Origin of the sequence: Nocardia sp. CA-129566 (genome assembly GCF_050956075.1) — a bacterium.
Lineage (GTDB): Bacteria > Actinomycetota > Actinomycetes > Mycobacteriales > Mycobacteriaceae > Nocardia.
Genome location: NZ_CP192085.1, coordinates 547,312 through 573,221, shown reverse-complemented (window position 1 = coordinate 573,221; position 25,910 = coordinate 547,312). Strand labels below are relative to the sequence as shown.

Annotated in this window: 26 protein-coding genes and 1 tRNA gene; 8 read left to right on the top strand and 19 right to left on the bottom strand. The window is 62.2% G+C overall.

The genetic code is table 11. From position 1 onward, the window contains the following. Window positions 1-62: 62 nt before the first annotated feature. On the bottom strand, window positions 63-1,718 hold the full coding sequence (locus tag ACQP0C_RS02570; RefSeq protein WP_433730176.1) for a sulfatase-like hydrolase/transferase: 1,656 nt from the start codon (window positions 1,716-1,718) through the stop codon (window positions 63-65). Window positions 1,719-1,724: 6 nt separating this feature from the next. Then, a complete protein-coding gene (locus ACQP0C_RS02565; protein WP_433730174.1) occupies window positions 1,725-2,663 on the bottom strand; it encodes a haloalkane dehalogenase in 939 nt (312 codons plus the stop codon). A gap of 68 nt (window positions 2,664-2,731) precedes the next feature. Here ACQP0C_RS02565 and ACQP0C_RS02560 point away from each other — a divergent pair, with 68 nt between their 5' ends. Beyond that, complete coding sequence (locus ACQP0C_RS02560) at window positions 2,732-3,313, top strand: TetR/AcrR family transcriptional regulator (RefSeq protein ID WP_433730172.1); 582 nt, start codon at window positions 2,732-2,734, stop codon at window positions 3,311-3,313. A 235-nt stretch (window positions 3,314-3,548) separates the two neighbouring features. Here the strand turns inward: ACQP0C_RS02560 and ACQP0C_RS02555 are convergent, their stop codons facing one another. Continuing rightward, complete coding sequence (locus tag ACQP0C_RS02555) at window positions 3,549-4,013, bottom strand: hypothetical protein (RefSeq protein WP_433730170.1); 465 nt, start codon at window positions 4,011-4,013, stop codon at window positions 3,549-3,551. On the opposite strand from ACQP0C_RS02555, the gene ACQP0C_RS02550 reads away from it, so the two are divergent. Together ACQP0C_RS02550 and ACQP0C_RS02545 are read left to right on the top strand one after the other, a co-directional pair. After that, on the top strand, window positions 3,994-4,473 hold the full coding sequence (locus tag ACQP0C_RS02550; protein WP_433730168.1) for a hypothetical protein: 480 nt from the start codon (window positions 3,994-3,996) through the stop codon (window positions 4,471-4,473). The two genes, ACQP0C_RS02555 and ACQP0C_RS02550, sit on opposite strands and share 20 nt — an antisense overlap. Window positions 4,474-4,771: 298 nt before the next feature. Further along, the gene (locus tag ACQP0C_RS02545; RefSeq protein WP_433730166.1) at window positions 4,772-5,986 is read left to right on the top strand and encodes an IS110 family transposase; all 1,215 of its coding nucleotides are present in this window, start codon (window positions 4,772-4,774) and stop codon (window positions 5,984-5,986) included. Window positions 5,987-6,195: 209 nt separating this feature from the next. Here the strand turns inward: ACQP0C_RS02545 and ACQP0C_RS02540 are convergent, their stop codons facing one another. Continuing rightward, window positions 6,196-6,954: a MerR family transcriptional regulator gene (locus ACQP0C_RS02540; RefSeq protein WP_433730164.1), complete on the bottom strand. Its 759-nt coding sequence runs from the start codon at window positions 6,952-6,954 to the stop codon at window positions 6,196-6,198. Window positions 6,955-7,216: 262 nt separating this feature from the next. On the opposite strand from ACQP0C_RS02540, the gene ACQP0C_RS02535 reads away from it, so the two are divergent. Next, window positions 7,217-7,696 (top strand): nitroreductase/quinone reductase family protein, encoded by a 480-nt coding sequence (locus ACQP0C_RS02535; RefSeq protein WP_433730162.1) that lies wholly within the window; start codon window positions 7,217-7,219, stop codon window positions 7,694-7,696. Between the two features lie 421 nt (window positions 7,697-8,117). Here the strand turns inward: ACQP0C_RS02535 and ACQP0C_RS02530 are convergent, their stop codons facing one another. Next, window positions 8,118-9,272, bottom strand: coding sequence for a helix-turn-helix domain-containing protein (locus tag ACQP0C_RS02530; protein ID WP_433730160.1), 1,155 nt, complete (start codon window positions 9,270-9,272; stop codon window positions 8,118-8,120). Between the two features lie 150 nt (window positions 9,273-9,422). Here ACQP0C_RS02530 and ACQP0C_RS02525 point away from each other — a divergent pair, with 150 nt between their 5' ends. Continuing rightward, window positions 9,423-9,716 carry a hypothetical protein gene (locus tag ACQP0C_RS02525; protein WP_433730158.1) on the top strand — a complete coding sequence of 98 codons (294 nt, stop codon included), beginning with the start codon at window positions 9,423-9,425 and terminating at the stop codon, window positions 9,714-9,716. Between the two features lie 472 nt (window positions 9,717-10,188). Here ACQP0C_RS02525 and ACQP0C_RS02520 read toward each other — a convergent pair whose 3' ends face one another. The 3 genes from ACQP0C_RS02520 to ACQP0C_RS02510 all read right to left on the bottom strand — a co-directional run bounded on the left by ACQP0C_RS02520 (window position 10,189) and on the right by ACQP0C_RS02510 (window position 12,383). Further along, complete coding sequence (locus ACQP0C_RS02520) at window positions 10,189-11,760, bottom strand: hypothetical protein (RefSeq protein ID WP_433730156.1); 1,572 nt, start codon at window positions 11,758-11,760, stop codon at window positions 10,189-10,191. Continuing rightward, complete coding sequence (locus ACQP0C_RS02515) at window positions 11,757-12,101, bottom strand: hypothetical protein (RefSeq protein ID WP_433730154.1); 345 nt, start codon at window positions 12,099-12,101, stop codon at window positions 11,757-11,759. The genes ACQP0C_RS02520 and ACQP0C_RS02515 overlap by 4 nt, the downstream gene beginning before the upstream one ends. Window positions 12,102-12,176: 75 nt before the next feature. Further along, complete coding sequence (locus tag ACQP0C_RS02510) at window positions 12,177-12,383, bottom strand: helix-turn-helix domain-containing protein (RefSeq protein ID WP_433730152.1); 207 nt, start codon at window positions 12,381-12,383, stop codon at window positions 12,177-12,179. 57 nt (window positions 12,384-12,440) lie between these two features. Between ACQP0C_RS02510 and ACQP0C_RS02505 the strand changes: the two genes are divergently transcribed. Next, the gene (locus ACQP0C_RS02505; RefSeq protein ID WP_433730150.1) at window positions 12,441-12,980 is read left to right on the top strand and encodes a hypothetical protein; all 540 of its coding nucleotides are present in this window, start codon (window positions 12,441-12,443) and stop codon (window positions 12,978-12,980) included. After that, window positions 12,977-14,359 (top strand): site-specific integrase, encoded by a 1,383-nt coding sequence (locus ACQP0C_RS02500; protein WP_433730148.1) that lies wholly within the window; start codon window positions 12,977-12,979, stop codon window positions 14,357-14,359. Before ACQP0C_RS02505 ends, ACQP0C_RS02500 begins: the two co-directional genes overlap by 4 nt. An 89-nt stretch (window positions 14,360-14,448) precedes the next feature. Here ACQP0C_RS02500 and ACQP0C_RS02495 read toward each other — a convergent pair. After that, window positions 14,449-14,524 (bottom strand) — tRNA-Thr (locus ACQP0C_RS02495). Window positions 14,525-14,872: 348 nt separating this feature from the next. Here ACQP0C_RS02495 and ACQP0C_RS02490 point away from each other — a divergent pair. Beyond that, the gene (locus tag ACQP0C_RS02490; RefSeq protein ID WP_433730146.1) at window positions 14,873-15,820 is read left to right on the top strand and encodes a hypothetical protein; all 948 of its coding nucleotides are present in this window, start codon (window positions 14,873-14,875) and stop codon (window positions 15,818-15,820) included. Window positions 15,821-16,512: 692 nt separating this feature from the next. Here ACQP0C_RS02490 and ACQP0C_RS02485 read toward each other — a convergent pair. The 10 genes from ACQP0C_RS02485 to ACQP0C_RS02440 all read right to left on the bottom strand — a co-directional run bounded on the left by ACQP0C_RS02485 (window position 16,513) and on the right by ACQP0C_RS02440 (window position 25,893). Then, on the bottom strand, window positions 16,513-16,869 hold the full coding sequence (locus ACQP0C_RS02485; protein ID WP_433730144.1) for a hypothetical protein: 357 nt from the start codon (window positions 16,867-16,869) through the stop codon (window positions 16,513-16,515). Window positions 16,870-17,067: 198 nt separating this feature from the next. Beyond that, on the bottom strand, window positions 17,068-17,781 hold the full coding sequence (locus ACQP0C_RS02480) for a hypothetical protein (RefSeq protein WP_433730143.1): 714 nt from the start codon (window positions 17,779-17,781) through the stop codon (window positions 17,068-17,070). Between the two features lie 9 nt (window positions 17,782-17,790). After that, window positions 17,791-18,156, bottom strand: coding sequence for a hypothetical protein (locus ACQP0C_RS02475; RefSeq protein ID WP_433730141.1), 366 nt, complete (start codon window positions 18,154-18,156; stop codon window positions 17,791-17,793). A gap of 34 nt (window positions 18,157-18,190) precedes the next feature. After that, window positions 18,191-19,075, bottom strand: coding sequence for a class I SAM-dependent methyltransferase (locus ACQP0C_RS02470; protein ID WP_433730139.1), 885 nt, complete (start codon window positions 19,073-19,075; stop codon window positions 18,191-18,193). Window positions 19,076-19,077: 2 nt separating this feature from the next. Beyond that, window positions 19,078-20,253, bottom strand: coding sequence for a nucleotidyltransferase family protein (locus tag ACQP0C_RS02465; protein WP_433730137.1), 1,176 nt, complete (start codon window positions 20,251-20,253; stop codon window positions 19,078-19,080). Continuing rightward, a complete protein-coding gene (locus tag ACQP0C_RS02460; protein WP_433730135.1) occupies window positions 20,250-21,467 on the bottom strand; it encodes a hypothetical protein in 1,218 nt (405 codons plus the stop codon). The genes ACQP0C_RS02465 and ACQP0C_RS02460 overlap by 4 nt, the downstream gene beginning before the upstream one ends. Continuing rightward, window positions 21,445-22,689 (bottom strand): MFS transporter, encoded by a 1,245-nt coding sequence (locus ACQP0C_RS02455; protein ID WP_433730133.1) that lies wholly within the window; start codon window positions 22,687-22,689, stop codon window positions 21,445-21,447. Before ACQP0C_RS02455 ends, ACQP0C_RS02460 begins: the two co-directional genes overlap by 23 nt. After that, window positions 22,686-23,366 carry a dTMP kinase gene (locus ACQP0C_RS02450; RefSeq protein ID WP_433730131.1) on the bottom strand — a complete coding sequence of 227 codons (681 nt, stop codon included), beginning with the start codon at window positions 23,364-23,366 and terminating at the stop codon, window positions 22,686-22,688. Before ACQP0C_RS02450 ends, ACQP0C_RS02455 begins: the two co-directional genes overlap by 4 nt. A gap of 212 nt (window positions 23,367-23,578) precedes the next feature. Next, window positions 23,579-24,694, bottom strand: coding sequence for a hypothetical protein (locus ACQP0C_RS02445; RefSeq protein ID WP_433730129.1), 1,116 nt, complete (start codon window positions 24,692-24,694; stop codon window positions 23,579-23,581). Between the two features lie 1,007 nt (window positions 24,695-25,701). Beyond that, window positions 25,702-25,893 (bottom strand): hypothetical protein, encoded by a 192-nt coding sequence (locus tag ACQP0C_RS02440; protein ID WP_433730127.1) that lies wholly within the window; start codon window positions 25,891-25,893, stop codon window positions 25,702-25,704. Between the last annotated feature and the right edge of the window lie 17 nt (window positions 25,894-25,910).

The following is a 25,910-nucleotide window of genomic DNA, read 5'->3' as shown; positions in this document are numbered from 1 at the left end:
ATGGATGGCCTGGCCGGTCGAATGCACGATCGCCAACGGCGACCGCACCACGGTGCCGCGGGCTACTTCGCGCCGATGCCGTCGCGGAAGAAGTCGCTGAGCTGCTCGCCGAATGGCTTGGCGGTCTGCGTGTTGTAGTCGTTCCAGCCTTCTTGCTGTGCCTGTTGCAGGTAGTCGGGCAGCGGTCGGTGTAGTTCTTCGCTGACGGCTCGGTCGTGCAGTCGGCTCATCGCATCGCGCAGGCTCCCGCCCGCCGCGGCGGTGTTGTCCAGTTCGAGTTCACCGTCGCGGGTCGAGTAGTCGTAGAGCTCGTACTCCTCCGCGCGCGACGGGTCGATATCTGCGGAACCCTGCACCCAGTGCGAGTAGCGGACGAATTTCGCGTCGGCGGTCCGCACGGCCACCACATGGCCGGGTGCGTTCTGATCGAACAGCACCGCGGCTTCCTCGATGGAGTGTTCGTCGGTGGTGTGCACGATCCAGGGCCGCCCCGGCGCGCGCGGGTCGCGGCAGACCGCGGCGATGTCGTGTCTGCTGGCCAGATGGGCATAGCGGTCATCGCCGCGCCAGCCGTTGCCGCCCGCGCCGATGGTCAGCAGCAGTGGGGCGAGGTCGATGCTGGAGGTCAGCTGGGTGCGGGTGCCGGCCGCCGGAGTGAGGTCACCGCGCGGGTCGTGGACGAACAGCGGCACCCGGATGGCCTCGTCGTAGGCGCCGCCGCCCTTGCCGTGCAGGCCGTGGGAGCCGGCGTAGTCACCGTGATCGGAGGTGAACACCACCACGGTATTGGCCGCCACCTCCGGACGGGTCGCCAGTTCCGTCAGTACCCGGCCGATCTGGATGTCCACCTGCTGCTGGAACCACAGGTAGAGATTGAGCAGGTCGATCCACTCCCGGTCGGCGTCGGGCGTGCCGTACGGGGCGACGCCGAAGGTCGCCGCCGACACCTGCACCAGGGCCATCTGCAGCCGAGGCTTGCGCGAGAGTTGTTCGAGGGTCTCGTGATTGGCGGGCAGGGTGTCGATCCAGCGCGGGATATTGTTGAACGCCAAGGTGCGCCGGGTCCAGCGCGGCCACCACTGGACATCGTGCGGGTTGACCAGCGACACCGTCGTGCACCAGGGGCCTTGGCCCGCATCGGTATTGAACCAGTCGACGAACTGGTCGACGATCCGGCCGTCCATCTGCAGGCCCTGCTCGGGCGTGCCGTTGGGCGAAGGGTAGGTGCCGCCGTCGAAGCCGTGGCGTTCCAACCCGCCCGGCGTCGTATCGGCTTCGTGGCCCAAATGCCATTTACCCCACCATGAGGTGCGGTAGCCCTGTTCACGCAGCATCGAGCCCCAGGTCGGGAAGCTCGGCGACAGCTGCGAGGTCGAAGTCGACAGACAGCCGGTCTGGTGTGAGTACAGGCCGGTCACCAACGCGCCGCGGGAGGGAGTGCAGTCGTTGGCGGCGGTGTAGTGCTGTTCGAACGAGACCGACTTGGACCGCAATCCGGCGATGTTCGGCAGGATGGTGTCGAGCACGGGCTGGTCCGGGAACCACATGGGGGTTCGCATCTCGTCGACGATGACGACGAGAATATTCGGCTTGTCGGGGTGAATGTCCATGCGCGGCTGGGCGGATGCGCTCGGGCTCCCGGTGGTCATTGCGGCGGTCGCCATCGCGGCGGTCGCCGCCGCTCCGCTTCCGAAGAACCCACGCCTGCTGATCGACATTGTGTCCTACTGCCTTTCGGTCGGGTGCTGAGAGGTAGCGTCCATGAAGTCGTTCACCACCGACGCGAGCCGAGGACCGCTGTCCTCCTGCAGAAAATGTCCCGCGCCCTCGATCACCGTGTGCGGTTGACCGGAAGCTCCGGGAATCTTGCGCTGGAAGATCTTCTCGCCGCCGGCGGTGATCGGGTCGCCATCGGAGAAGGCGGTGAGAAACGGTTTCTCGAAGCGGGCCAGCTGTTCCCAGGCCCGGCGGTTCGCCGCGGCGGCCGGATCATCGGGCCGGGTCGGGACCAAGAGGGGGAAGGCGCGGGCACCGGCCTTGTAGCTCTCATCGGGAAACGGGGCGTCATAGGCGGCCATTACCTCGGGGGAAAGCTTTGCCCGGCAGCCATTTTCGATAATGGCCCCAACCGGGAACTGCGGCGTCACCTGTGAGAACCGCTGCCAGGCCAGAAAGGCCTCGCTCAGCGTTGCCGTTCCGTCGGGAAGTCCGGTGTTCGCCGTGACCACCCGGGCGAAGCGATCGGGATGTTCGGCGACGAGCCGCATCCCGATCAGACCGCCCCAGTCCTGGCAGACCAGCGTGATGGACGCGAGATCCAGGTGGTCGAAGAGCGCTTCCCGCAGCCATTCGACGTGGCGGGCATACGTGTAGTCGGCTCGGTCGGCGGGCTTGTCGCTGCGGCCGAAACCGATCAGATCCGGCGCGACACACCGCCGGCCCGCCGCGACGAGCACCGGAATCATGCTGCGGTACAGGAAACTCCAGGACGGCTCGCCGTGCAGCAGTACGACGACTTCGCCATCTCGCGGGCCTTCGTCGAGGTAGTGCACCCGCAGGCGGGTGTCGCCGCCGTCACCGGCCGCGACCTCGACATAGTGCGGTGGGAACGGAAAGTCCGGCAGATCCGAGAACCGTTGCTCCGGGGTGCGCAGTGCGTGCATGATCCCGACACTAAATGTTCTTGCATCATGAGTGCAACTTTTTCTGCGGCTTGTTAGGGTTATTCGCGATGGATGGACGTACCGCTCGGGCGGCAAGGAACCGTCAGGCGGTGCTCGATGCCGTGCTGACGCTCACGGAAGAAGGCAATCTGCAGCCGACCGCACGGGCTGTTGCCGAGCGAGCCGGGGTCGCGACCAGGTCGGTGTTCCATCACTTCACCGATCTCGAGTCGCTGTATGCCGACGCCGCCAAGACGCAGATAGAGCGACACTGGTTCCCCCTGCTCCGTCCGGTGACCGGCGATCCGGGTCAACGCATCGAGACCCTGGTCGAACTGCGAGCCGAACTGTACGAGCGCATTTCGGGCACCCGCCGCGCCGCCGTGCTGCGCGAGCACGAATCCGCCGTCCTCGCCGAGCGTTTACACGAAAGCCGCGCCGCCCTGCGCGCCCATCTGCGCGCCAACCTCCCCGAACTCGAGCGCCTCGACCGCGCCGCCCGCGAGGCCGCCTACGCCGCCGCTTCATGGGAGACCTGGGACGTACTGCGCCGCCATCAAGGCCTCTCCGCGAATGCCGCCCGAGCCGCCGTCACCGCTACCCTCACCGCCCTGCTCGCCCCCGCCGTCATCGACAGAACCCGAAAGTAGGAGCCGCCTGGGGAATCGCCCGACCTCCTTACGAGTGACCCCGGCGGCGAGTTCTGCCGTCCAGCGCGACGGCGACCTGGTCTTCCGCCTCGTTCACCGGCGGTGGATGGAAACGTTGCGCTCCTCGGGCGAGGACATGGACGAGGAGTGCGGTCATGATGGCGACGCCTGCCCACATGACGTGTTGCCAGCCGGTGACGAACGATTCCTGGGCGGCGCGGATCAGGGCCTGGGTCTAAGGTGCCAGCCTCGCTCGCGACGTCGAGGGCGTTGGCGATGCCTTCGCGCGCGGCGTCGGCGGTATCGCGGGGCACGTCCGTGAGCTGAGGGTCGATCGCGGTGCGGTAACCCGAGGACACCAGCGCGCCGAGCAGGGCGACGCCGAGTGCAACTCGCGGGTGACGTCGTTGAGCGCGGACGCGACACCTTGACACTCGTGCGGCAGCGAACTCGTGATGGCTTCGGTAGACGGTGTCATCGACAAGCCCATGCCCATGCCCATGCCCATGCCCATGCCCATGGTTAGCATGCCCGGGAGTACGGACAGGTAGCGACCGTCGACGGAGACGATGACTGCCATGAGCGCCAAACCCGCACCGGCAAGCAGGATTCCAGCGGCCATGGTGGCTCGCGCACCGATGCGCTCGGCCAGTTTCGGGGCGAGGCCGGAGGCCGCCATCATGAGCACGGCCATGGGCATCAATGCCAGGGTGGACCGCAGCCCCGACCAGCCCGGGCACGGCCTGGAAGAACGGGAACAGGACCACGAAAATGCCTGCCTGCACACCGAATACGGCCAGCAGTGTCAGCGAGCCACCGGCCAAGGACGGCTCGCCGAACAGCCGCACGCCCAGCAACGCGGCAGCACGGCGACGCAGTTCCCATGCCACGAAACCGGTGGTGGCGAGGATGCCGACGCCCGAGCCGATCAGTGTCGCGGGATCGGTCCAGCCGCGCTCGGGACCTTCCTGCAGCACGAAGACGAGCCCGACCACCGCGACGAGCTTTTCGCTGTCTTCGAGCTGGCCGGCTACCCCCGTTTCCTGCCCGAGAACGCCCCCGAGGACCGCCCCGGCCTCGAGGAACGCTGCCATGCCATCAGCGACCAGCACCACGCCGAGCACGTGCCACACCGGGGCGCCGACTGGGGACGAAACTGACCGCAGCCGGATTCACCCTCGAAGACCACCGCACCCTAATGGGAGTTGATCGGCGAGCCTACCGCCGGTAGCGGTCGGTGGTGGGCAAGCTGATCGCCCGAGCCGCTGGTCGGTGAGTACTTCCTCCACCAGGAACGAGTGTGGGATTCCTAGGGTTAGATCGTGCCCCGGCCGGTCGGTGAGGCTTCCTGAAGCGCTGATGGGATGTCGTGCAGAGTTGAGCACTGATCCATTAGGTCGCCGCCGGGTTGCCTTGGGCTCCAAAAGGTTCGAACGATCAGCGTTGAGGAGGTGATCGATGATCTTCGTAGGCGATGACTGGGCCGAAGATCATCACGACATCCATGTGATGGACCAAGACGGCAAAAAGCTGGCAGCACGCCGGCTACCCGAGGGATTGGCCGGTATCGGTGGGTTACATGACCTGCTCGCCACCCATGCCGCCGAACCCGGGCAGGTGGTGATGGGGATCGAAACAGATCGTGGCCTCTGGGTCGACGCACTGGTCGCGGCCGGTTACCAGGTGTATGCGATCAACCCTCTCGCGGTCACCCGCTACCGCGCCCGTCACCACGCCTCAGGCGCCAAGTCCGATGCCGGTGATGCGAAACTGCTCGCTGATCTGGTCCGCACCGACCGGCACAACCACCGCCCGGTCGCCGGGGACAGCCCCGTAGCCGAGGCCATCAAAGTCCTGGCCCGCGGGCACCAGAACCTGATCTGGGCCCGTAACCGGCACACCAACACACTGCGCTCGGCCTTACGCGAGTACTACCCCGCCGCCCTGGCAGCGTTCGACGACCTCGCCGACCGTGACGCCCTGGCAGTCCTCGCCCGCGCGGCCACTCCCGCCCAAGGCGCCAGATTGAGCCTGTCAGCGATCCGAGCCACACTCAAACGCGCAGGCCGCCAACGCAATATCGATACCCGCGCCGAGCAGATCCAGACCGCACTACGCACCGAACACCTGCACGCAACCGACGCGGTCACTACCGCGTTCGCCGCGACCACCCACGCCACAGTCGGCATCATCACCACGATCAACACCCAGATCCACGAGCTCGAAACCGTGCTCGCAACCCATTTTGAAACACACCCGGACGCCGGCATCTACCTCTCCCTGCCAGGACTCGGTGTCATCCTCGGCGCCCGGGTGCTCGGTGAGTTCGGGGACGACCCGAACCGCTACACCACCACCAAGTCTCGCAAAAACTACGCCGGAACCTCACCCTTGACCATCGCCTCCGGCCGAAAACGCGCCGTGCTGGCCCGACATGTCCGCAACCGACGCCTCTACGACGCCATCGACGCCTGGGCCTTCTGCGCCCTCACCCGAAGCCCCGGCGCCCGCGCCTACTACGACCAGCGACGCACCGCCGGAGACCTGCACCACCAAGCCCTGCGCGCCCTCGGAAACCGCCTCGTCGGCATCCTCCACGGATGCCTTCGCCACCACACCCCCTACAACGAACACACCGCCTGGGCACACCGGCAAAACACACAAGCCGCTTGACAACCTACGCACCTGGGATGTCTAACCACCGTCGACATCGAAGGTTCTCGCAACCCGACCGTCGGCGCCTACGCCCTGGCCAGTCTGCGACTTCTCCGTAGCAGCGTCGCCGACGCACTCACCGCCGAGGATCTCACTGCACTGAACCAGCTGCTGGCCGCGGCAGAGACGCTGCATCTTCCGGAAGACCGGGGCTTCCGGCCGAGGGACTACTCTCCGAGCTGCTCGTCCGCGTAGACGACCATCGCGTCCCGCTGATACTCGGCCAAGCCCTCGGCGATCTTGTCGTAGTTCGCCTTGAACCGCTCGTCGTCCACATACATCTTGCCCATGCACTTGTACGCGCTCTGGTTCGGAGTCCAGAAGCGGCACATGCCCTGGTACTGAGCGTGGATCTCGGCCTGGACCGCTGGGGCCTCGACCGGCGTACCGGCGGCCATGAACTCGGCCATACGGATCATCGCCGCGGTCAGCTCACGCTGCATGCGATCGACGTCCTCGGCAGTCATCGTCGCGGTGGCGCGTCGGGACTGCTCGAACTCTTCCGGCCAGCGCTCGCGCGCCTCGTCGTCGTACTGCGCGTGGTCGAAGCCCTCGAACAGGTTCTCCGGGCGGTTGATCTCGACTGTCATCTCCGACTTCCCTTCCAGTTCAGCGATGGTGCGCGCCACAGTGTCGGCCATCCGCGCCAAGCGGTCGCGCTCTCCGAGCAGCCGGATGTGCTGGCGTTTGAGGGCGGCGAGTGTGTCCGGCTCGGAGTCGACCGCCTCGGCGATCTCGGCGAGGCTCAGACCCAATTCGCGCAGGACCAGGATCTGCTGCAGGCGCAGCAGTTGCTCCTGCTCGTAGTAGCGGTAACCGTTGGTGCCCACGTCGGCGGGCTCGAGCAGTCCGATGTCGTGGTAATGCCGCAAGGTGCGGGCGGTGACACCCGACATCCTCGCCACATCCGCGATCGACCAGCTCATGACGCTTCCCATCGTTGCGTGCGACCGGTCCGTCCGGCCTCGTCTTCGACGGTAAAAGTTGCCGTTACGTGAAGGTCAAGCGAGACTGGCCGCGCCCCGGCTGTACCGCCCTGGAAGCAGTTGATCGGCATCGCAGTCGAACAGCCAGCGCTCGACAACATCCAGGCGCGGCACATAGACGACTTCCTGCCAGACACACCAGCTCGCTGGGGAGTTCTTTCGACCCTTGCCTTCACCCACTGGCAGGTGAACTCTCGAGTTCATGGCCAAGCCGTATCGAGCGTGGTGGGGTGTCCGGGCGTCCAACGCGTGGATGCGGGCCGTGATACGCGCCGGATTGCCGATGTGGACCTTCCGTGTCCTCACCGTGCCCGGACGGCGCACCGGCCGCGCGATCCACACGCCGCTGGCACTGTTCGAACAACACGGCCGACGATATCTGATCGCGTCCTATGGAACAGTGAACTGGGTGCGCAACCTGCGCGCGGCACAAGGGAAGGCGACGCTGCGTCACGGCAGACACATCGAGACCGTGACGGCCGTGGAGTTGCCCACCGACCAAGCGGCCGAGCTGTTCCGCGCATCGCTGGCGTCGGGGCCGCCACACGTTCCGAAACCCATTGTGGCGCTGTATCGACGGTTCTTCGTGCTGCCCTACCTGGATGTGGATACGGACTCATCGCCACAGCAATTCCTCGACAACGCCCACACTCATCCGGTTTTCGAAATCGTGTCGGCATGATGTGTTGCAGCAGCTGACCCGAGCACGACTGGATCACCAGCTGTGCCCCCGAATTGAGGTGAGCTTTTCACCCGTTGGCACACTGGGTATCCCGTACAACGTACGAGGATCCCCGAAATAGCCTCTGACCTGGAAAATTGGAGCCGCCTGGGGGAATCGAACCCCCGACCTTTTCATTACGAGTGAGCCCGGTTTCATGCTCTCCCGTCTGATAGGTCCAGCGGTTCCAGGTCAGAGGCATTTTCGTGTCCGATGCGTATCGGCACGTCCAGTGTGTTCGTGCCTGTCTTGGCAAGTTCTAGGCAGGCTGGAAACCAGGCGGGAGCTGCGCGAACACGGCGGCTTCGGCAACAGACAGGCGGAGACAGAGCACGGCCTCGGAACCGATGCGATGGTTTCGGGGCCGTTCGGCGACCAGGGCTCAGGTCAGTAGGCGTTCCACGTCCCGGACGCGCCTGTCCACCCGATCCGAGCCGGTATCACCAGGCACCTTCGTCAGGGCCGCGCGGGCGGCGTCGAATTCCCCTGTGCGCGCATACGCCTCGGCCAGCCACGACCGATACAGCGCCGCCTCCCGTCGCCTCTCGGCCGGGTACCGCTCCACTACCGGGAACAGCAGCGCCTCGGCGGCGGCGGCGTCTCCCAGCTCCACCGCGCAGCGCGCCCGCATGACGTCGATCTCGTCGCGATCCAGCCAGTACGTCCAGTCCGGTTCGGCGTCCCTGGGGCAGCGGCGGTCGTATTCGTCGTCCACGTTGTCCAGCGCGCGGCGCGCGGCGTCGGCGTCCCCTGACTTCGCCGCTGCCCACGCGATCCGTTCACCCAGCAGTGCACGCACGACAGGCGGCGCATCGGCGGAGGCACCGCGCAGTGCTGTGCGTGCCAGCAGGGCGGCGTCTCGCGGATCTCCGGTGTTGGCGACCATGTAGCTCAGGGTCGAAAGCAGTTGCCCCGCAAGCGGTCTGTCGCCCGCCTCGCTCGCAGCGGTCACGCCGTCCAGGTAGACGTCCTGCGCCCGCCGGTACTGCCCGGCGTCGGCGTAGACCCATCCGCCTAGCTGCGACAGCTCACCGACAACCCGCAGCAACCGCCGCCGGACCTCCGGCGCGTGCAAGCCGTCGCGCACTACCGCCCGCGCGGCGTCCAAGTCGCACCGGACGACCGGGTGGAGCGTGGTCCCTCCCACGACGTCGTCCAGGCGGCGCAGCTCCACCACGCGCCGTTCCATCTCGTCGGCAAGGCCAGAGCCGACGCGCCGCCCCGCCGCCATGTGTTCGACCGGGGGCGGGTCGTTCAACAGCCATTCGTGTGCGATGCGCAGCGGGTCACCGGGCGGCGGTGTCAGCGCGTCGGGCTCGGCGCCCACCGCCTGCGCGTACGCCTTGCGTATCTCGTCGCCGACCGGGCGTAGACCGCGCTCCACCTGACTCAGATAGGCGGCGCTCCAGTGTGTGCGCCGGGCGAACTCCCGCAGCCCGAGCCCCGCCGCCTCTCGCGCGGCGCGAAGCGCCGGACCCTGCACGGGCGCATCGTTCATCGCGCACCCCTTCTCCGAGCGTGACGGCCGCTTACACATTGCGAACACCTTGCTGACACCCTGCAACCACCGTAAGCGGGGGCGGCCCTATTTCGCACGCCTAGCGTGCAATTCAGCCCCGCCGCCGGGTGTATTGCCTTGCCTCGGCGGTGGGTGCCTACCAACCGGACAGCGGAAGGCGCAGGGGCAATGGAAGCGCTCGCATGGTTAGACCCGACATCACCGACGTCGGAATGGGACGCGGGCCAGATTCGCCGTTTGGCGCGGCGATTGGGCTACGTGCTGCACTGGGCCGATGCGGGCTCGGTGCTCGGTCTGGTCGAACAGGCCGCCGGGCTAGGCGTCGACGTGGTGCTGTTGCCGTCCTCGGCGCACCTGGACGCGCAAACCCTGAATCGACTGATGGGTTTTGCCGATGTCGAATGTGCTTGCCCGCGTGAGTCTTTCGCCCGCTGGTCCGTGCTGGGCGGGGTGCACCGATGATCGCGCTCGGGTGGGTGATCGTGTTCGGCCTGCCCCTGACCGTGGTGTTCGCGGCGATCTTCTGGCCCGAGCGCACACCGGAGGACCGCACGGTGTGGGCGATCAGACGTCGGGTCGAGCAGGAGCGCGACGACGACGCGCGTGGTCTACTCCAGGACCCAGGTAACCGCGCTCAGCAACTACCTGGAATCGGGCTACACGTAACCCGGCGACGTCACCGTTGCCCCTGCCCCGGGTCGCCGGGACAGGTCAATCCGCACCACCCCTGTCCGCACCGCTAACGCCGCCCCAGGTGCCCACACCGGATGAGCCCGGGGCACTGACGCTCCCACCGCGCGCACGCTGACAGCGGCGAACGCCTCTCCCCAGCAAACACCGTTTGGGCCAGGCCATTTCATGTTCGGCGCGGATGTGGAACCGGTGTGGGTGTTGGCTTCCTGTGGGTTGGCATTGAACCCGGCCGGGGGTGTGCTCAGTGACCGGCACCCGCAGCCGTGCGGGCGGTGTCGTGGGCTGCGTCGCGACGTGGGCACAGCGTTTCCCCAGGGGCTGGGAACAACAGGTGCTGACCGCATCCGGGTACCCGGCACACGTCGACAACAGTATTGGCCGGGGGTAGTTGAGTACCGGGAGTACTTACCTCATCGGCACTGGCAGACACCGGTTTCGAAATGTGAGCACCGGGGTGCTCGGGTATCCGTGCATTGGCGGCGGCGCTGGGTGCGGCCGGTGCTCGAGTACCAGGGGTACTCACCGTATCTGCGCTGGTAGACGCGGCTTTCTTGGTGTGAGTACCGGGGTGCTCGAGTACCTTGGGCGCAGGCCTGTATATCGGTGCGTTCTCGGTGCCTACGTTGATGATCAACCCATCGGCCAACAGTTGGGCAGCGGCTTCGTAGAAGTAGCCGCGATAGCTGTCTTTGAGTCGACGGCGCAGCGCTCCCGGTCGGGTTTCCCCGAGTCGGTCCAGCCACCGAAGGATGCCCTCACGGGTGAGCTGCATCTTGCGGGCATCGCCGAACTCCTCACGTTCGGCGGTGGCCAGCGCCCGCGCCCGATTGGAGCGCCGCGCCTGCTCGATGGTGGCGCGCTGCACGCGGCCACGGCAGGCGTCGGAGACCGCCAGCACCGCTGCGGCCAGCTCCCAATCCTCGATGCTGACGACAGTGCGGCCCTCTAGCACCATCAGCGCGGCAGCGACTTTCAACCGCGTCAACAGTGCGTGACCGTCTAACTCGGCCGCGCCGCCGGTTTCGCCGCGCAGCCGAGCTACCCGCGCTTGGTCGATGGTGTGCGCGGCAGCGTCGGGGATAGTCAGCGGTCCCGGCGCCCATTGCGGCAGATGCACCCGTAAGCATTCCGGTTCGTCCGGGGCGGTGTCGGGGGCGTCGGGGTCGGTCACCGGGAACCACAGGAACCGTTGTGGTGTACCGCCGTCCGCGCCCGACAGCAACGCACCAGCTCGTAGCGGCTGCACGCCCGCTACCAGGCACGCCCGGTAGCTGTGTTCGGCCACCACCGACCGCGTGAGCTGGTGAGCGTTGTTGAACCCGATCGCCTCTCCGCTGTAGAGCTTGCGCACCTCGCCCTCGAGGGTGGCCCCGGCCCGGCCCATCAACGCCGACAAGGTGTCGATCTCCGGGACGCAGAACAGCGCCCGGTCGAGCTTGTTCGGTTTGTCCTCCTCCCATCCGGCCGGGCGGAACGTGCGTGCGATTCCTTCCCCCGAGCCGATTGGGAACGACGGAACCTCCACCGGGATATGCCCGGTGCGGTCGTAGAAGAACGCCACCGCATCCCGTGCCGCCGCCTCGCATGCACCCTTGCCCGCGCCGGATTCTCCGACCAGCGCCGCGAACAGATTCAGTGACACCCGCCCGCCGACCGAGGGCGGTAACCACACCGTAGGCGGCACCGTCGCCACACCGCGCAGCAGCACCACACCGAGCGTGCCCCACGGCCCAGCACGGCGCGCCCGCGCGAACTGCTCGATACGGCACAACGACTCCCGCGCCTGCCAGAACCTGACCGCCTGTGTCGTCACGCCGCGAACCCACCGGCCCGCCACAGCCATTCGGCCACAGCGCGGGATTCCCCGCCCTGTCGCCACAGCGACCGCGCGATCTCGGGAGGAATGATCGGTGTAACTCTGTCAGCGGCAACATGTTTGACCGCCGCCTGCCACGCCTGCAATTCCCGGAATTCCGGGGCGGGCAATTGATCGCGAACCGGCCATGGATCACCGCCCACCAAACGCCGCGCCGCCTCGCCCCGCCGACGCCAGCATGCGCCGATCCCGTGCTCCGCGCTATCCTGCCCATGGTCCGACCGACCGATCTCCGCCCCGGTGTTTGCCTCGCCGGGGCGGGTTATTCCTTGTGTCATTGCCGCGCTGTTCCTTTCCTGCGTGAGTCCGTCCGCTCATCCCGTGCGCTGCGCCAATCACGTTGGCGCACAGACCTACTCATTGAGTTGCAGCATTCGCAGAAGCGCGGCGGTCGGTACCCGCTTGCGGCGCACGCCGAGAGAGATGGTCGGTAGGTGGCCGTTTCGGGCCATCTCGTAGGCGTAGGCGCGGCTGACTCCGAGCGCTTTGCCCGCGACCTCGATCGAGACCGTGGGACTCCGCTTGATCGCCTGAATGTCAATCGAATCTGTGTTCGGCATAGTCCATAGTGTTTGGACTAGACGTACTAATGTCCAGTGCGTGATACGGTACGATTTATGTCGCGCAAAGAACGGGAATTCATACCCCCTGATGCAAAAGCCGGTGATATACGCGGATTCTCAATGTCCGAGGGTCGCCTCTGGCTCGCGGTTCACCTGTACGGGCACGACTTCGACTACCAGATACGCACAGCCGAAATCGACGGTGTGTCGCACGTTGTGGAGTTGTTGATTCGACCGTCCGACGAAGACATACCGATCACTCCGCAGGACCTACGCCGAATCCCGCTCAAGCGGCTGGCGGCGGCAACAGCGCTGTTCGGTCACGGCGGCGAGTTCGAATGGGAGCGGATGAACAGACCCGAGAAACCGGTCCCCAGCAAGCCCGGCCCGCGTGGCTATGGCGACGAGCACTACGGCGAGGTTGCCCAGCTCGCACGTGATGCAGTGCGCATGAGTATGAGTGCACGCCAATACATTTCGCGGAGCAAACACGTCACCGTACACACCGCCGACAAATGGCTGAAGGAATGCCGCAAGCGCGGACACCTGACAGCGGGCGAACTTCGCCGCAACCGTAAGGACACCCAGCAATGACCGATACGACCGAACAAGAGACCGCGAAGAAACGCACGCGCCGCGCCGAACCGATCAACACGCACACCGCCAAGAACGGCAAGACGTCCTACTACTTCCAGGTGGACGTGGGGACCAAGCCGGATGGCACCCGCGACCGGCAGCAGTTCACCTACCGGACCCAGGCCGAAGCGCGGCGGGAGTACCGCCGGATCACTTCGGAGATGGCGGCCGGAACCTATATCCGCCCCCTGGACCTGACCGTGGCCGAAGCGTGCGATGAGTGGATCGCGGGCCGTCGCCTGCGCCGCCAGGTCACGCGCAACAACTACGTTCAACACCTGCTCCCGGCGCGGCGCTATATGGGCGGCAAGAAGTTGGCGCAGCTCACCAAGGCGGACGGGGACGCCCTGGTCACGTGGATGTTGAACCGGGGCCGGGTGGACCAGCGCAAGGCGATCAACCCTGATTCCCTGTCCTCTCGGGTAGCGGCCTTCGTCGCGCTGCACACCGATGGGGTGAACGCCCGCGAGATTCAGGCGGAGTTCCCCGGCAAGGACATCCACACGCCCCTGTCGGCGCTGGTGCGTACCGGCCGGGTGAAGCGGGTAGGGCGCGGCGTCTACGCGGCTACCGAAGTGGCGGAGGTGGAGCGCGGCGTGAAGCCCGTGACCGTGCGGTCCACCCTCACGGCCTTGTCCATGATGGTTCAGTCCTACGTGGACCAGGGGCGGTTGCCGCGCAACGTGGTCGCGCTCGTGGAACGCCCCGCCGACGACATCCCGGAGGACGACGACGAAGCGGAGGCGGCGAAGTCCTGGACCGTGGTGGAGGTCCAGCGGTTCCGCACAGCCGCGCAGGCTCACCGGCTCTATGCATGCTGGCTCATGTCCACGTACGGAATGCGGCGGTCGGAGGTACTGGGTATGCGGTGGTCGCGGTTCGATGACGCCGCGCTAAAGGTCCGCCGGGGCCGGGTAGCGGTCGGCACGGAGACGGAGGAGAACTTGCCGAAGTCCCGGCGCAGCCGTCGCGATCTCCCGCCGCCCGCCGAACTGGCCGAAGCGCTGCGCAGCCTGAAGAAGGCGCAGCGGGCGGAATGCCTTGCGCTGGGTATCCCGTGGTCCGACGACCGCCTGATCGCGGTCCACGAGGATGGGACGCCGCTGCGGCCCGAGCGCTACACCGATGAGTTCCAGCGGATCGCGAAGGCAGCCGGTCTGCGGCGTATCCAGCTGAAGGGACTGCGGAACACGTCGGTCTCGCTCATGCTCACGCTCGGAATTCCGGTGCACATCGTCGCGGCCTGGCACGGGCACGACCCGTCCATGTCCCTGTCGGTCTACTCCGACACCCACACCGAAGACCTGAAGGCGGCGGGGGCCGCGCTCTTCGGCTGAAAAAGGAATCGCTCCCCGCACGTTGGCAAGTTCTTGGCAAGTTGACTTACCCGGAACCGCCTCGCGGAGAGCGAAAATGGCCTCTGACCTGGAGCCGCCTGGGGGAATCGAACCCCCGACCTTTTCATTACGAGTGAAGCGCTCTACCGACTGAGCTAAGGCGGCGTGCCTTGCGGCGTCGCGAGTCTATCGCCTCGGGGCCGGATCACGAAAACGAGCAGGTCATCGCGGTACGACGGGCAGACCAGACGGCTGTGTGCAGCAGTGGCTACGCGCCACCCGCACCGCCAGACACACCACGCCCGATCAGAAGTCGCGCTGGAGTACTAGACGAGGGTCGCCTTCGCGTATCTCCCGTCGCATCGGACCGTCCCGGACAAGTCGCCTCTGTCCGGACCGGACATGCATCCGACCCTGGTGAGCTGCGATTTGTGTCGATACCAGTTGACTTCACAGGGTTCCGGAAGGCTAAGGTTCGGCAAGTCGGTTCGAGAGATCTGGGGATGGAAATGCATGAGTTCCGTCGAACGGTTGAAAGCCACAAGCGCTCGAGGCAGAAATCCACTTGGTCACCTGTGGTTTAAATTTGCCGTGCTCGATACCGTCGCACCCCCTTCAGTTCGAAACCTGGAGTTCTTATTGTTTCCGAATATCGACAGATACAGCACCGATCGAGCGGTCACGTTTATTGCGCGACATCTGCAGCAGCAGGCATATTACAACGCCATCGATTGCGCGACGGCGCCTGTCGATATCGGTAAAATTAGCCCACTATCTGACATTTCTGTGTACAGCCAGAATAATGAGGACGGAATAATACTCGCGATACTGAAATACATCGGACACGGCAACCGTCGACTGCTGGATATAGGCTGCGGAAACCCAGAAATGAGCAACTCGGCCAACCTACTTCTGAATTGGGGCTTTTCCGGTCGCCTCGTGGACATATCCGCCCGCCGCGTCAGGAGATCTGCCCGATTCTACGCATCACGACCGGAGACTCAGTGGGCAGATATCCGACTCCTGCGCAGCAAGGTCACAGCCCAAAACGCCGAAGAACTGTTCGGCGACCAGCCGATCGACGTCCTGATGCTCGATATCGATAGCTTCGACTACTGGGTCCTGAAGAGTTTCGATTTCAACATGCCACGGCTTATTGTAGTCGAATTTCAAGAGATCTTTCAATACAACACTTCGGTTGCAGTGGATCCAAACTCCGATAAAGTCGGCCGATCATGGTATTTCGGAGCGTCATTGCGGGCGTATTCAAACTTATTGGAGCCGCGCGGCTACAGCCTTGTCGCAATCGACGATGGAGGGTTCAATGCATTCTTCGTTCTCGACTGCCCGAATGTCATAAGTACAATCGATCCCACGGAACGGCTGCTCCAGAAGGCTTCCGGTTCTTTCAGAACTGCACGTATCGAGCTTGCCAAGAAACAGCGCTGGATCGCCGTATAGTGCGTAGGGTTTTGGTGTGATGCACTCGTGTACGACCGGTCCGCAATGTAGCTGGCACACGGGCCACCCCTCAGCCTGAGCTGGTACCAGTGACAGCGGCGACCACGCGCAATGTCGCCGATATGACCGATACCGGCGGATTCCTACTCGGGTGCGATCTACATACGCCAGACGCACCTCTCTCATTCTCAGAACATGTTCGGGAGCCGGTACTCAGACAACCGCGGCGCTACGTGCGAGGCGGCGAGACATCGGGCTCTCCGACGGGTCGAACAACTGTCGATACAACTCCTCACACGGCACTCCGCACCTGCCGTGCTCACGCAGGACACCCAGCACCGTTGCGGCGCTCTGTATTTCGCATGCCTCCCGATCACTCATGGTGTCCGATTCACCTGGCCTCCTTCGCCCGTGCGGGCGGCTTCCCTCCCCGACCGGGCGTGACTCCGGCGACTACTACGAGGCCTCCGTTGCCATAGGACTCGCGTCCCGTAGGCGATCCCACGTTCGTGCATGTCGTACGTGCCAGCGTGACGTAGGCGTCGGCCCCAACTCCTTGAATGCCCTCGCTGGGCATCGCCCCGCACTCTGGAGGTTGCATCGGCAAACAATCGATACCGACGCAGGGCACGGCACCGGTTTCAGCAGCCATTTCCGATGGATGGGAACTTGCATCGACTGGAGATTGAGATTCAGGCCATCGTGATCGTGGCGAACGCCGCTCGCAGCGCGGTCAGCAGCCGGACAGCCACGTCGCGGTCCCGGATCGGCGCCATGGTGACCACGACGGCCAGTAGCAGGCCGTTGGTGTCGACGGCGATGTGGCCGTTTGCGGGCCGTTGATCTTCTTGCCAGCGTCGTAGCTGCGGCTTCCCGCGGGGACGGTGTCGGCGCCCTGCACCATTGGGAGTCGATGATCGCCTCAGTGGGCTGCGGCGCCCGGCCCGCGCACGGCGGCACCACTTTTCGAGTCTGCCGCACTTGCCCGTAGTGTTGCCCGACGGCGGCAGCAGGCCCTCCAGCTGCCCCACTGCGCGTCGGTCATCCACGACGACAGATACACCGCGACCCGGTCACCACCGGACTCGCCGGTCGCCGGGCATGGCGAAAAAGACTCGATCGGGAAATTACGCACGAACTCCTGCAGCGCAGCGACTTCAGCAATCACTGCACTACCAGTTCACTCAAATCTCGAGCGCCACACCCCGCGAATCGGCGTTCTCAAACACGTTCGCAGAGGTGTCGGCTCATACCGGCCGGCTGCTCGAGCCCTGGCTCGCAAGCCCTGTTGGATCGATGCGAACCCATATGTGTCCCATCAGCTCGCGCAGATTTCCGCGGTAGACACTCGATTTTGCGGCAGCAACGTCAACCCCAGCATCAGTTAAACACGCTATCAAGTCCCGGAGGAAGTGCGAAGGAAAGTCATGATCGGCACAGCGAAACGTAATGGCCACGATCCCCGCCGTTGGTGCTGATTGCCGTGCAACGCGCTCACGGACGCTGAACGCCACATCAATAACAAGATCCGCCGTCACATCAGCGCAGAAATCCAAGTTCATGATCCATGGGGAATTGAAGTCGCAGCACCCTGCGGTAAGAACACTGCCTCTCCGCAAGTCTTCACAGATATCTTTTGTCGAATAGCGAATATCATGCCACCCGAACACGCTGTGGAGATTCGCCACCATCACTGGGACAAAATTGAGATGTATTTCATACACGAACACCGACCGCAAATTATTGGCAAAGAGCTCGACATCGCGAATCCACGGAGAGGATAAACCGACATAGTCGAGCTTGCCGAACCGATTGCGAATTCTTCGCAACTCGACGGCCAGTCGCAGATTCCGGCGGATCTTGCCTACGGATAGAAACGGCTCCGACGACGTTTCGCCTTCGATTCCGGCGGCCAGCGCAGATCGTATGTACCTAACTGCAGCGAGGGAGGATGCGAACATTGGCGGCTTTCAAATCAGGTTGGCAAACCAATAGTTATGCGACAGGCCACGGACGGGCGTATACAACAAGCTGGAAACCAACTCTTCCGACAGCATCTCATGAGTAAGATAGTCACGACTGATTTCCGTAAGGCATCTACAGCCATCCGCTGTCGGCGTATCGATGACCAGTTTTCCGGCAGGGCCGTCGCTCAGCCCCTCAGCCAAACGTCGCAGCACCCATTGAAACCCACGACGGCACGCGGAAACCGACACGGCAAAGTGGGCCCCTGCCACGCCGGGCAGCAATTCGACACACTGACACAACCGTCCAGGCTGCCCCCGCGGGGCTTTGGTATCAGTCGACCCCAATGCCCGCACGAGGCGGTAAGTCATACCACCGTCTTGGAGACTATCCACCCGTAACTGTTCAAATACGAAATGAGAGTGAAGTGCCACGTCGACTCCAATGGTTCTCGAGCGGATCCTCAGCACCGCACGGTGACTGGTCGCCGGACATCGCCGATCGCCCATCACTTTCGCCACGGTATCGGGTAAGGTTGAACACCTTGCGTACACAGATCTCGTCGCTCGCGCTATGCCCTGAACGAACGACGAAGGCCGATGCCCTCTCTCGGTACATCTCGATCGTATCGGTCGACCAATCGAACGATTCGGAGAACTTCCTCGCGCACACATCAGCTATAACATCGTCGATTCGAGCCGTATACATCCAGCTGCCCACACATGTGGTCGTTTCAAGACTGAATCGCTGAAGTATCCCCGACGGTATCCTATCGAATCCGATTCGCTCCTCGGAGCGCTCCACCGACCGGTTCAATGACTGCGGTAACGCAAACCGAACATATTCGAACAGATGACTATCCATACCTTCGTAAAGTGTGCAGCCATAATACAGCCTTCCACCGATCACAAGCACACGGGCGATCTCCTCTAAGCAAGCCTCGAAGGCGCTGCTGGACAGAAGCTGAAACACGGAAACGACAAGAACACCGCCGAACGATTCGGTAGCGAACGGCAGCTGTGCAACATCACCGCGCACCGTAGGTACCGGGCGCCCGTTTCTGTTTTTGCCGCGATACTCCCGTATCATCGCCATAGACAGATCCAGTCCAATTGCTCTGCCTGATCGTTCGAAACGAGATAAAAGACGACCGTTACCGCACCCCAGATCAAGGATTGCCCCGGTGCATTCATCCAGTATTGCAGACGCTACACCTGCGCTCACGTCATCTGGGATGTGCCGAGTTGCAGTATAGTCAGTCGATTTCGGGTCATATTCGAAGCTATTCATTTCTAGCCGCCCAAAAACTCTGATACTGACTGTTGTGGCGGGAATATAGTGCCCATGGGTGATGTCAAGCCGATATCGCCATTGCTACGTCTCACCCATTCGACAGCATCGGATACGGCATCGGCGTCCAATTCTCCCTCGAGCCAGGTCGTTACACCCGCCTTCGCCGACAGGCCTATACCAAATACGGACTGAAGGCCGTGTATCGGCAGGAGAGCACGACGGGAACGCCGGTATAACTCCGGGAGAAGACCTACAAGTGCCTCACGTCGCCCGAGCAGATGTAGATCCATCGCAACATCAACCATCGAACTATGACCAGCGGCAACAGCCAAAAGGGACATGATGAGTTCGGATGAGCGTGCCTGTGACAGAACTGACGACTGGAGCTCGCCGGTGCCCCCGGTCAAGAAATGGAAGTCCGCGTAATCGCGAAGCTGGTACCAGCCGTAGCGACTCCTCCATTCACACGATTGAAGCAGCAGGTCATACGCCGGTGATCCCGGCTCGACCGATTCATCGAGTTTGGCCGAGCAACCACCGGCATAGCCCAGATGTACAGACGCGATATGCAATTCGACAATTACAGACTCATTGGCAGAGACGGGCACAGCACACTTGAATACAAAGCCCTTCATATTCGGTTCGTCAAGCGAACAGGGCGCGCGATAAATGCTGGCTTTCAGGTTTCCCAACGCTGCTACCGCCGCCCGGAGATCGTCCGCACGCTGAATGTGGATATCAATGTCACGATAGGATCGCAAAGCCGAATCCGGGTAGTATCGAGCGAGCCTTCCCCCCTTAACGATGCGATATTGCACATCATCCGCGTCGAGTGCGCCTACGATGCGATCCTCGACATCGCGTACGTAACTTTGTCTCAGCGCCAATCGCTCCGCGGACGCTTGCGCCGCAGCAGATATCAATCCGTCATATCTATTTCCGATCGTTGCGGCAACGGCCGGAAGCACACTGTTGTGATACGCCACGAGCAGTAAGTGGTCGAGCCCGACGCATTCGTTACTTCCCTCTAGAGCGCGATCTGCCGAGGCGTAATCACCGCAAGCTGACCAGAACAGGAACCTCTGATATTCACGCGGGAGCCTGCGAAACAGCAGACTTCCCGCCGATCGAACCGGGAAGATACTCCACGCGCCGGCCGCCGACAGTGATCTCATCTGATACCGTTCTTCGGCCGGGTCGACACAGCATCTACGGCTACGCCTCTTGCCATGAGCCGACTACTCAGTACAGCACCGAATGCTCCGCAAAAGACCGTCTTGGGGCGATCCTCGAAACGCTGAAGTAACGAATCCAGCTCCGTATGCACGTAGTCCGTCAATCGGTCGATAAGCACATCCGTCTCCGACGCGCTCAGCATGTTGAGTTCTTTGCGAGTTCTCCCGGTGAACGCACATGCGAGATCATTGGTCCCAACGCAGATAGTAGATGGACGCGGGGATTCATCACCGAAGGAAATGGATGAGAAGGGTGTCTCGACGACAATTCCCACGCCTGGTCGACCACAGTTCAGACTGCCGATCTCATTTGCAATTTCCACGGCCGATATCACCTGGGACTCGTTCTGATACATAGGGACGACGAGAGTCAATTCGATACCGGAGTACCTGCGCACCGCCGAGATCAGACCTCGGATGTGAATTTCATAGAACTTGCTCAGAATGTCCGGACTCGGCACTGCGCCCTCCCGGCCGTCGAGGACAGCGAGCTCCTCTTCCCATCGGTAGAGTGGAAGCCTGATGTACAGCGGCAGGTGCTCCGACTCTGCGAGCTCGAGAGCCGGAATGAGCGCATTCTGAACGGCTGTGGTGATCGATCGCACGGACTCGCGTGGTAGACCTCGGCCGAGCTGCCGCAGCGCGTAGGATCTGTCAGTCGATGTCAGCAGTCTTTCCATTCGAACAGGACCCAGTCCGATATAGTCGGAATGAAGGAGAGTTTGTCTGTCGAATCCATGAAATCGGTCCATGGCAAGCATTGTCGGCACCGTCGTTCCCTGGGTTGCGCTGTGTATCGCGTGCGCGCTGGGTTGGAATCCAATGAGGGCTGGCTCAGCTCCGCTGAACGGTTCCGCCAAACCGTTCGGATGAATGACGTAGCAACTCCCGGGCCGGACTGTCATACCGTCTGTGGCGGAGCGTACGGCCCGCGCCCCGGACAGTATGCATTCGGTTGTGAAATGGTCCGAAGGAAACTCGTTTGAAACTTCTAGGAAATCGACGAGGTGGGTGTGTTCAACGCCTACATTCACGTGCCCCGCAACGAGAATTGTCTGCACACCTAATTTCCTCGCCTTGACGAGATCCAACTCGGTAGCGCAACTAACGGCCACCGAGTCGGCATCCGTGTCATATTGTTGCAAATTCCTCATTGTTTTTCTCACTTCGTATTACGGCAGTCAGAAACACGGCGGTAACGAGCACGTTCACCACGGACAACGTGGTGAACAAAATGGTCGAATGATTCGAACCTATTGCCATGCTGGCCAAAGAGACGATCGCTGAAGAAGTTATCCAAGTAAGACTTCCCAACGATGCCATGCGGCCTACCTCATTCTTTGGGAAGTCTTTGAACATCTGCTGCGAGAACAGAATACGGCTGACCGCGCTCTGAAAACCGCTGACCGTTGCCATTGGTATCAGTAAGACGGACGTCGGAGCTAAAGCCAGGATCGCCATCATAGGAATCTCCAGAAAACCTGACCCGACAGAGAGAGACAGCCTGTTGCTGAACTTGAACCGTTTCGTGATGACCGCTCCGACGATTGCGCCGAACGCGAAAGCAGCTCCCTGCACACCCCAACGTACGGCAGCATCCGAAACACCCAATCGCTGACTGAGGATCACTGGGGTGAAGATGAGGTACGGGTGAACCACCACTATGTTCGCGAGAAGCTGATATAGAAGACTGAGCTGATAGCTCGGCCGCCCATCCAGGGGCCCTAGAACCCCTCCTATCGCCGGTCTTCGGCTAGCGATATCCTCCTGCCGATCGGCCTCCCGATAGCTATGACGATTCAAGAATACTGCCATTAACATCGCCAGAAAACTGACTCCATTTATGGCTACCAGAATCCCTGCACCGACGGCGGCCAGGAGAACTCCGCTAAGCCCTTGCCCCAGGAGTTGGGAAACACTTCGATACAGCGTGGTTTTCCTCGCCGCTTCCTCCAGCCACTGGTCGTCGACGGCTATTATGGTGAGACTGCGGGTAACGGCAGGCGTTGATATCGCAGCCAGCGCGGTAAGAACAGCCTGCAGTCCGATGATCAACATGATCCGCGACTGATACAAGTGCGAGAATGCCGCATAGGTAAAGCATGAGAGGGCGAGAACGGATTGCGTTGCGAGCAGCTTAGAATAGAGGCCGGCGCGGTCTACGACGCTCGCAAGAGACAGTGTGACAAGGAATGGGAGAACCTGACCGATAAGAAAGATCGTGGCGAACCACCGTTGATTGCTGCCGCTGGATTCCAACATCGTGTATGCAATGATGTTGGGCATTAGATACGTGCCGAAACTCGAAATGAACATTGCCGCGAGGAAGAACCGCAGGCGGCCCGTCGCGCGAGCACGGCGGGTGTGCTCATTCATATATTCGCCTCGGACGTTACGACGTGCGGAAGGACCGCCGCCATCGCGTCTTCCAGTACTTGCTCCCGCGACTGTGCGGCATCGATGACAACTCCACCCATTTCGGCTCCGAGCTGGATATATCTCTGCCGCTTTATCTTCAGTATGTCTTCCCGCTCGAGCTTCGTCCGGACCTGCGCACGATTCATGATTCTCGCCAATGTGATCTCGACATCGCAGTCGAGAAAAATACTGACCGTCGGCATCGGCAGAACCTTCATCAGCGTACGTTGTGTATCTGTCAGCGCATTGAATGCGATGTCATTGGTAAGAAGATAGTCCCAAAGATATCGGTCCAGTATCAGCAAATCCAGGTCCGGCTCACGCGCCGCGACCGCTTTCATATAGAACCGCATGTATTCGAATGCGATACAATCTGCGATAATTTCCTCAGCGATGCGCTCGTCTGCACTGGCATGTAGCGAGTATATGTAGTCGGGCAGAGAGTAGCCCGACACAATGTCCTCCAGATCGAAGCGCATACTCGCGGCATTGATCCCGGCTTCCCGAAACTTTCTTACCAATGCCTCGATAAGCCCTGACTTTCCCGATCCGTCAATGCCCGAGATCGACACAATGGGTGCATTGTTGACCAGCCGCATGGTCTTGCGCATGATCGCTGAAGTGATAGCCGTCAACGGTGGCACTCCTCAAATCAGTCTTTGTGTGTGCGGCGGTCGGCGCCGCCGCACACACAAAGCTCACTAATTATCCGCGGATCAGCTTAGCAATAAGCTTCCGCACTCGCTGGATCCGTCCGTGCGAAACGATGACTGGTCCGACGCTCGTCGAAAGTGGCCCTGCCATGACACCCCCTCTCTTCTTCTTGCGGTGAATTTTCCTCGGCCGATCAGGCCGAAGTATGCGATACGATTTCGGATTGCTGCCGGTAGTACTCGGTCCGACACTCTCGTGCGACTCGAATATCCTCGTACTGTATTCCTAGATCGGACCGGGCCGACATAGCCTCGTAGGATCCGCCTTTGTATTGATGGACGCTAACTGTCCCGTAGTCGAGCGCTGCACGAATTTCGGATGGATCGGCTCCGAGATTCTTACGGTTGCGCTGCAGGTAAGATATATCGTCGATTATGCAGTAATCGCATCCCAGGCACTGTGGGAGATTACGAGCCCAGACATACCAGCTGGATGTGTGCTCAATGTCGAGATCACGCGGACTGCCGCTGATAACGTTGAAATTATTGATCAGGTCGGTGATAATCGGACGTGATGCGGTGATCGAACGTATGAAATTTATATCTCCGGTCGTGCCGCGCGCTATCTGTATTCGCGTGCATCCTTCGCTGTCCTGGACCAGGTCGAAATCGATGCCTATTTCAGTAAGCCTGTGCAGGTTTATCGGTGCCCGTCTGTCGACGTGCATCCAACAGGGGCTGCCGGTTAAGTACGCGCTGGAGCAACTGCTCTTGTAGAAGTACTTGACGCCTATGGATTCGGAGTATCGCCGCATGAAGGAATCGACCCGCTGCGCAAGCTGCTTGTGCTTATTCTTGTCGTGGATTCCGCCGATAATCGCAATTCCGCTGGTTTCAGCGGCAACGTCGAGTATGCGTGCGAGCGTGGCCTCGTCATCGTTTTGCCCGGGAATAATAGGGCGAACACTGATTATGATTCGGTTCGGAAAGATCGCGTGGAGCCGCTGTATGGTGTCGATCCTGGAATCCCAGTCGTACTTTCCTTCGTCCAGCCCGGTCAACGAATATCTGAAGGTAAGGTTGGGTGTTCGACGAATCTGAGACAGCAGACTTTCCCCCTGCTTGGACAGAAGTCCTTTTGTGCAGAACCCGTAGGGGGCCAGATGATCCTCCGCCTGAAGTCTATGCAGTTTTTCTGCGGTGTCCTGCTCTTGCTGACGAATCAGCGGATCCCCGTAGGCACAATTTATCGAGACCGGTAGGCGCTTCCACCATCGGTCATCCGTGGAATTTACATTTACCTCGACCATATTTGTATTGGCCCCCGATCTCGAGCAGAGTGAATATATCCGACACAGAGTCGGATTCAGATGTTTGTACGTGCTTATCTGATTTGATCAACGCCATTCACCCTACCCATTCAAGTCATCCGCCGGCGCTTCATGCGCGACGCTGTTTCCATCATCCGACGTCATCACCCTGAATTCGCTGTCCGGTCCGGACAGTTGCGCTGTCTCGAGATCCATCCCGGTCGGCGGGTCTCGGTGATGTCTTCGCCGATGTCCTCATCCGTCAGGAGTCCATGGCTGGTCCGCCGCGCAAGCCGGCGGCGCGGGCGCACTGCCGCCGGGGCCCTACCCCCGCTCGCAATTCACTGGGGCCCGGAGGATCTCGTCACCGCTTGGCGCTGAACGCTGCAAACGAGTTGCCCGATCCGGATCCGCGCGCGCCGGAACCTGTGAGCCACCAATGCACCACGCGACCGGGGTGACACTGCAACCGCTCGATATGCAGCGTTGCCGGAGATTCGGTGGTGGCGGTGTGTCAGTGGGATAACCTCTACTGCGAGCTGATTCAGGGATGCTCGGCCGGGGGAACATGGACGACGAATTGATCGCGGATGCGTGAACCTGCTCCGCTGTGGTCGCCCTGTGTCCCTCGATATGTGTCCGTGGCCATGAGAAAGTGGTTCGAGCGCACTTTCGATGATTTCGTAGGTGGGTCCGCCAGAAGCACGCGGGCCCGGAGGAGATCGAAGTCCGCTCGGCCGTACAAGGTTCGCTTGATCATATTGATGCGTTTGACGTTGCCTTCGACCGCGCTGCTATTCCAGTCGAAGGGTGAGTCCGTTGCGGACGGCGTCGTAGTCATTGAGCAGCCCGCTCGCCGAGCTGCGCCGATGGGTGATGCCGCTGTCGGTGGCGGCGGGGATCCATGCGTGGAGGTGGCGTCTGCGGGCGTTCGCGGACCATGCCGGCGAAGTCGCTGACGATCCGGTTCTCCATAGCGACGGGCGCCGCTGCGGTTCAGAATTCTGCTACAGGTGTTGCTTCTCGTCGGCGGTGAGGTCATCGGCGGAGGGTTTCATCATCCAGCCGGTGACCTGGCGGGTGTCGGCACCGGTGGCGACGAGGGCGCTGGACGAGCCTGCGCACCGCGCGCTGCCTTTGTAGCCGCGGTCGCGAAGCTCTTTGTCCAGGTGGTGGCGGTTGTGCAACCTTGGTCCCATCGTCGCGGCAGGTAGGG

Coding starts and splice junctions, on each gene's coding strand:
- ACQP0C_RS02570 (WP_433730176.1), bottom strand. CDS start 1,718: ATGTCGATCAGCAGGCGTGGGTTCTTCGGAAGCGGAGCGGCGGCGACC.
- ACQP0C_RS02565 (WP_433730174.1), bottom strand. CDS start 2,663: ATGCACGCACTGCGCACCCCGGAGCAACGGTTCTCGGATCTGCCGGAC.
- ACQP0C_RS02560 (WP_433730172.1), top strand. CDS start 2,732: ATGGATGGACGTACCGCTCGGGCGGCAAGGAACCGTCAGGCGGTGCTC.
- ACQP0C_RS02550 (WP_433730168.1), top strand. CDS start 3,994: ATGAGCACGGCCATGGGCATCAATGCCAGGGTGGACCGCAGCCCCGAC.
- ACQP0C_RS02555 (WP_433730170.1), bottom strand. CDS start 4,013: ATGCCCATGGCCGTGCTCATGATGGCGGCCTCCGGCCTCGCCCCGAAA.
- ACQP0C_RS02545 (WP_433730166.1), top strand. CDS start 4,772: ATGATCTTCGTAGGCGATGACTGGGCCGAAGATCATCACGACATCCAT.
- ACQP0C_RS02540 (WP_433730164.1), bottom strand. CDS start 6,954: ATGAGCTGGTCGATCGCGGATGTGGCGAGGATGTCGGGTGTCACCGCC.
- ACQP0C_RS02535 (WP_433730162.1), top strand. CDS start 7,217: ATGGCCAAGCCGTATCGAGCGTGGTGGGGTGTCCGGGCGTCCAACGCG.
- ACQP0C_RS02530 (WP_433730160.1), bottom strand. CDS start 9,272: ATGTGTAAGCGGCCGTCACGCTCGGAGAAGGGGTGCGCGATGAACGAT.
- ACQP0C_RS02525 (WP_433730158.1), top strand. CDS start 9,423: ATGGAAGCGCTCGCATGGTTAGACCCGACATCACCGACGTCGGAATGG.
- ACQP0C_RS02515 (WP_433730154.1), bottom strand. CDS start 12,101: ATGACACAAGGAATAACCCGCCCCGGCGAGGCAAACACCGGGGCGGAG.
- ACQP0C_RS02510 (WP_433730152.1), bottom strand. CDS start 12,383: ATGCCGAACACAGATTCGATTGACATTCAGGCGATCAAGCGGAGTCCC.
- ACQP0C_RS02505 (WP_433730150.1), top strand. CDS start 12,441: ATGTCGCGCAAAGAACGGGAATTCATACCCCCTGATGCAAAAGCCGGT.
- ACQP0C_RS02500 (WP_433730148.1), top strand. CDS start 12,977: ATGACCGATACGACCGAACAAGAGACCGCGAAGAAACGCACGCGCCGC.
- ACQP0C_RS02490 (WP_433730146.1), top strand. CDS start 14,873: ATGAGTTCCGTCGAACGGTTGAAAGCCACAAGCGCTCGAGGCAGAAAT.
- ACQP0C_RS02480 (WP_433730143.1), bottom strand. CDS start 17,781: ATGTTCGCATCCTCCCTCGCTGCAGTTAGGTACATACGATCTGCGCTG.
- ACQP0C_RS02475 (WP_433730141.1), bottom strand. CDS start 18,156: ATGACTTACCGCCTCGTGCGGGCATTGGGGTCGACTGATACCAAAGCC.
- ACQP0C_RS02470 (WP_433730139.1), bottom strand. CDS start 19,075: ATGAATAGCTTCGAATATGACCCGAAATCGACTGACTATACTGCAACT.
- ACQP0C_RS02465 (WP_433730137.1), bottom strand. CDS start 20,253: ATGAGATCACTGTCGGCGGCCGGCGCGTGGAGTATCTTCCCGGTTCGA.
- ACQP0C_RS02460 (WP_433730135.1), bottom strand. CDS start 21,467: ATGAGGAATTTGCAACAATATGACACGGATGCCGACTCGGTGGCCGTT.
- ACQP0C_RS02455 (WP_433730133.1), bottom strand. CDS start 22,689: ATGAATGAGCACACCCGCCGTGCTCGCGCGACGGGCCGCCTGCGGTTC.
- ACQP0C_RS02445 (WP_433730129.1), bottom strand. CDS start 24,694: ATGGTCGAGGTAAATGTAAATTCCACGGATGACCGATGGTGGAAGCGC.
- ACQP0C_RS02440 (WP_433730127.1), bottom strand. CDS start 25,893: ATGGGACCAAGGTTGCACAACCGCCACCACCTGGACAAAGAGCTTCGC.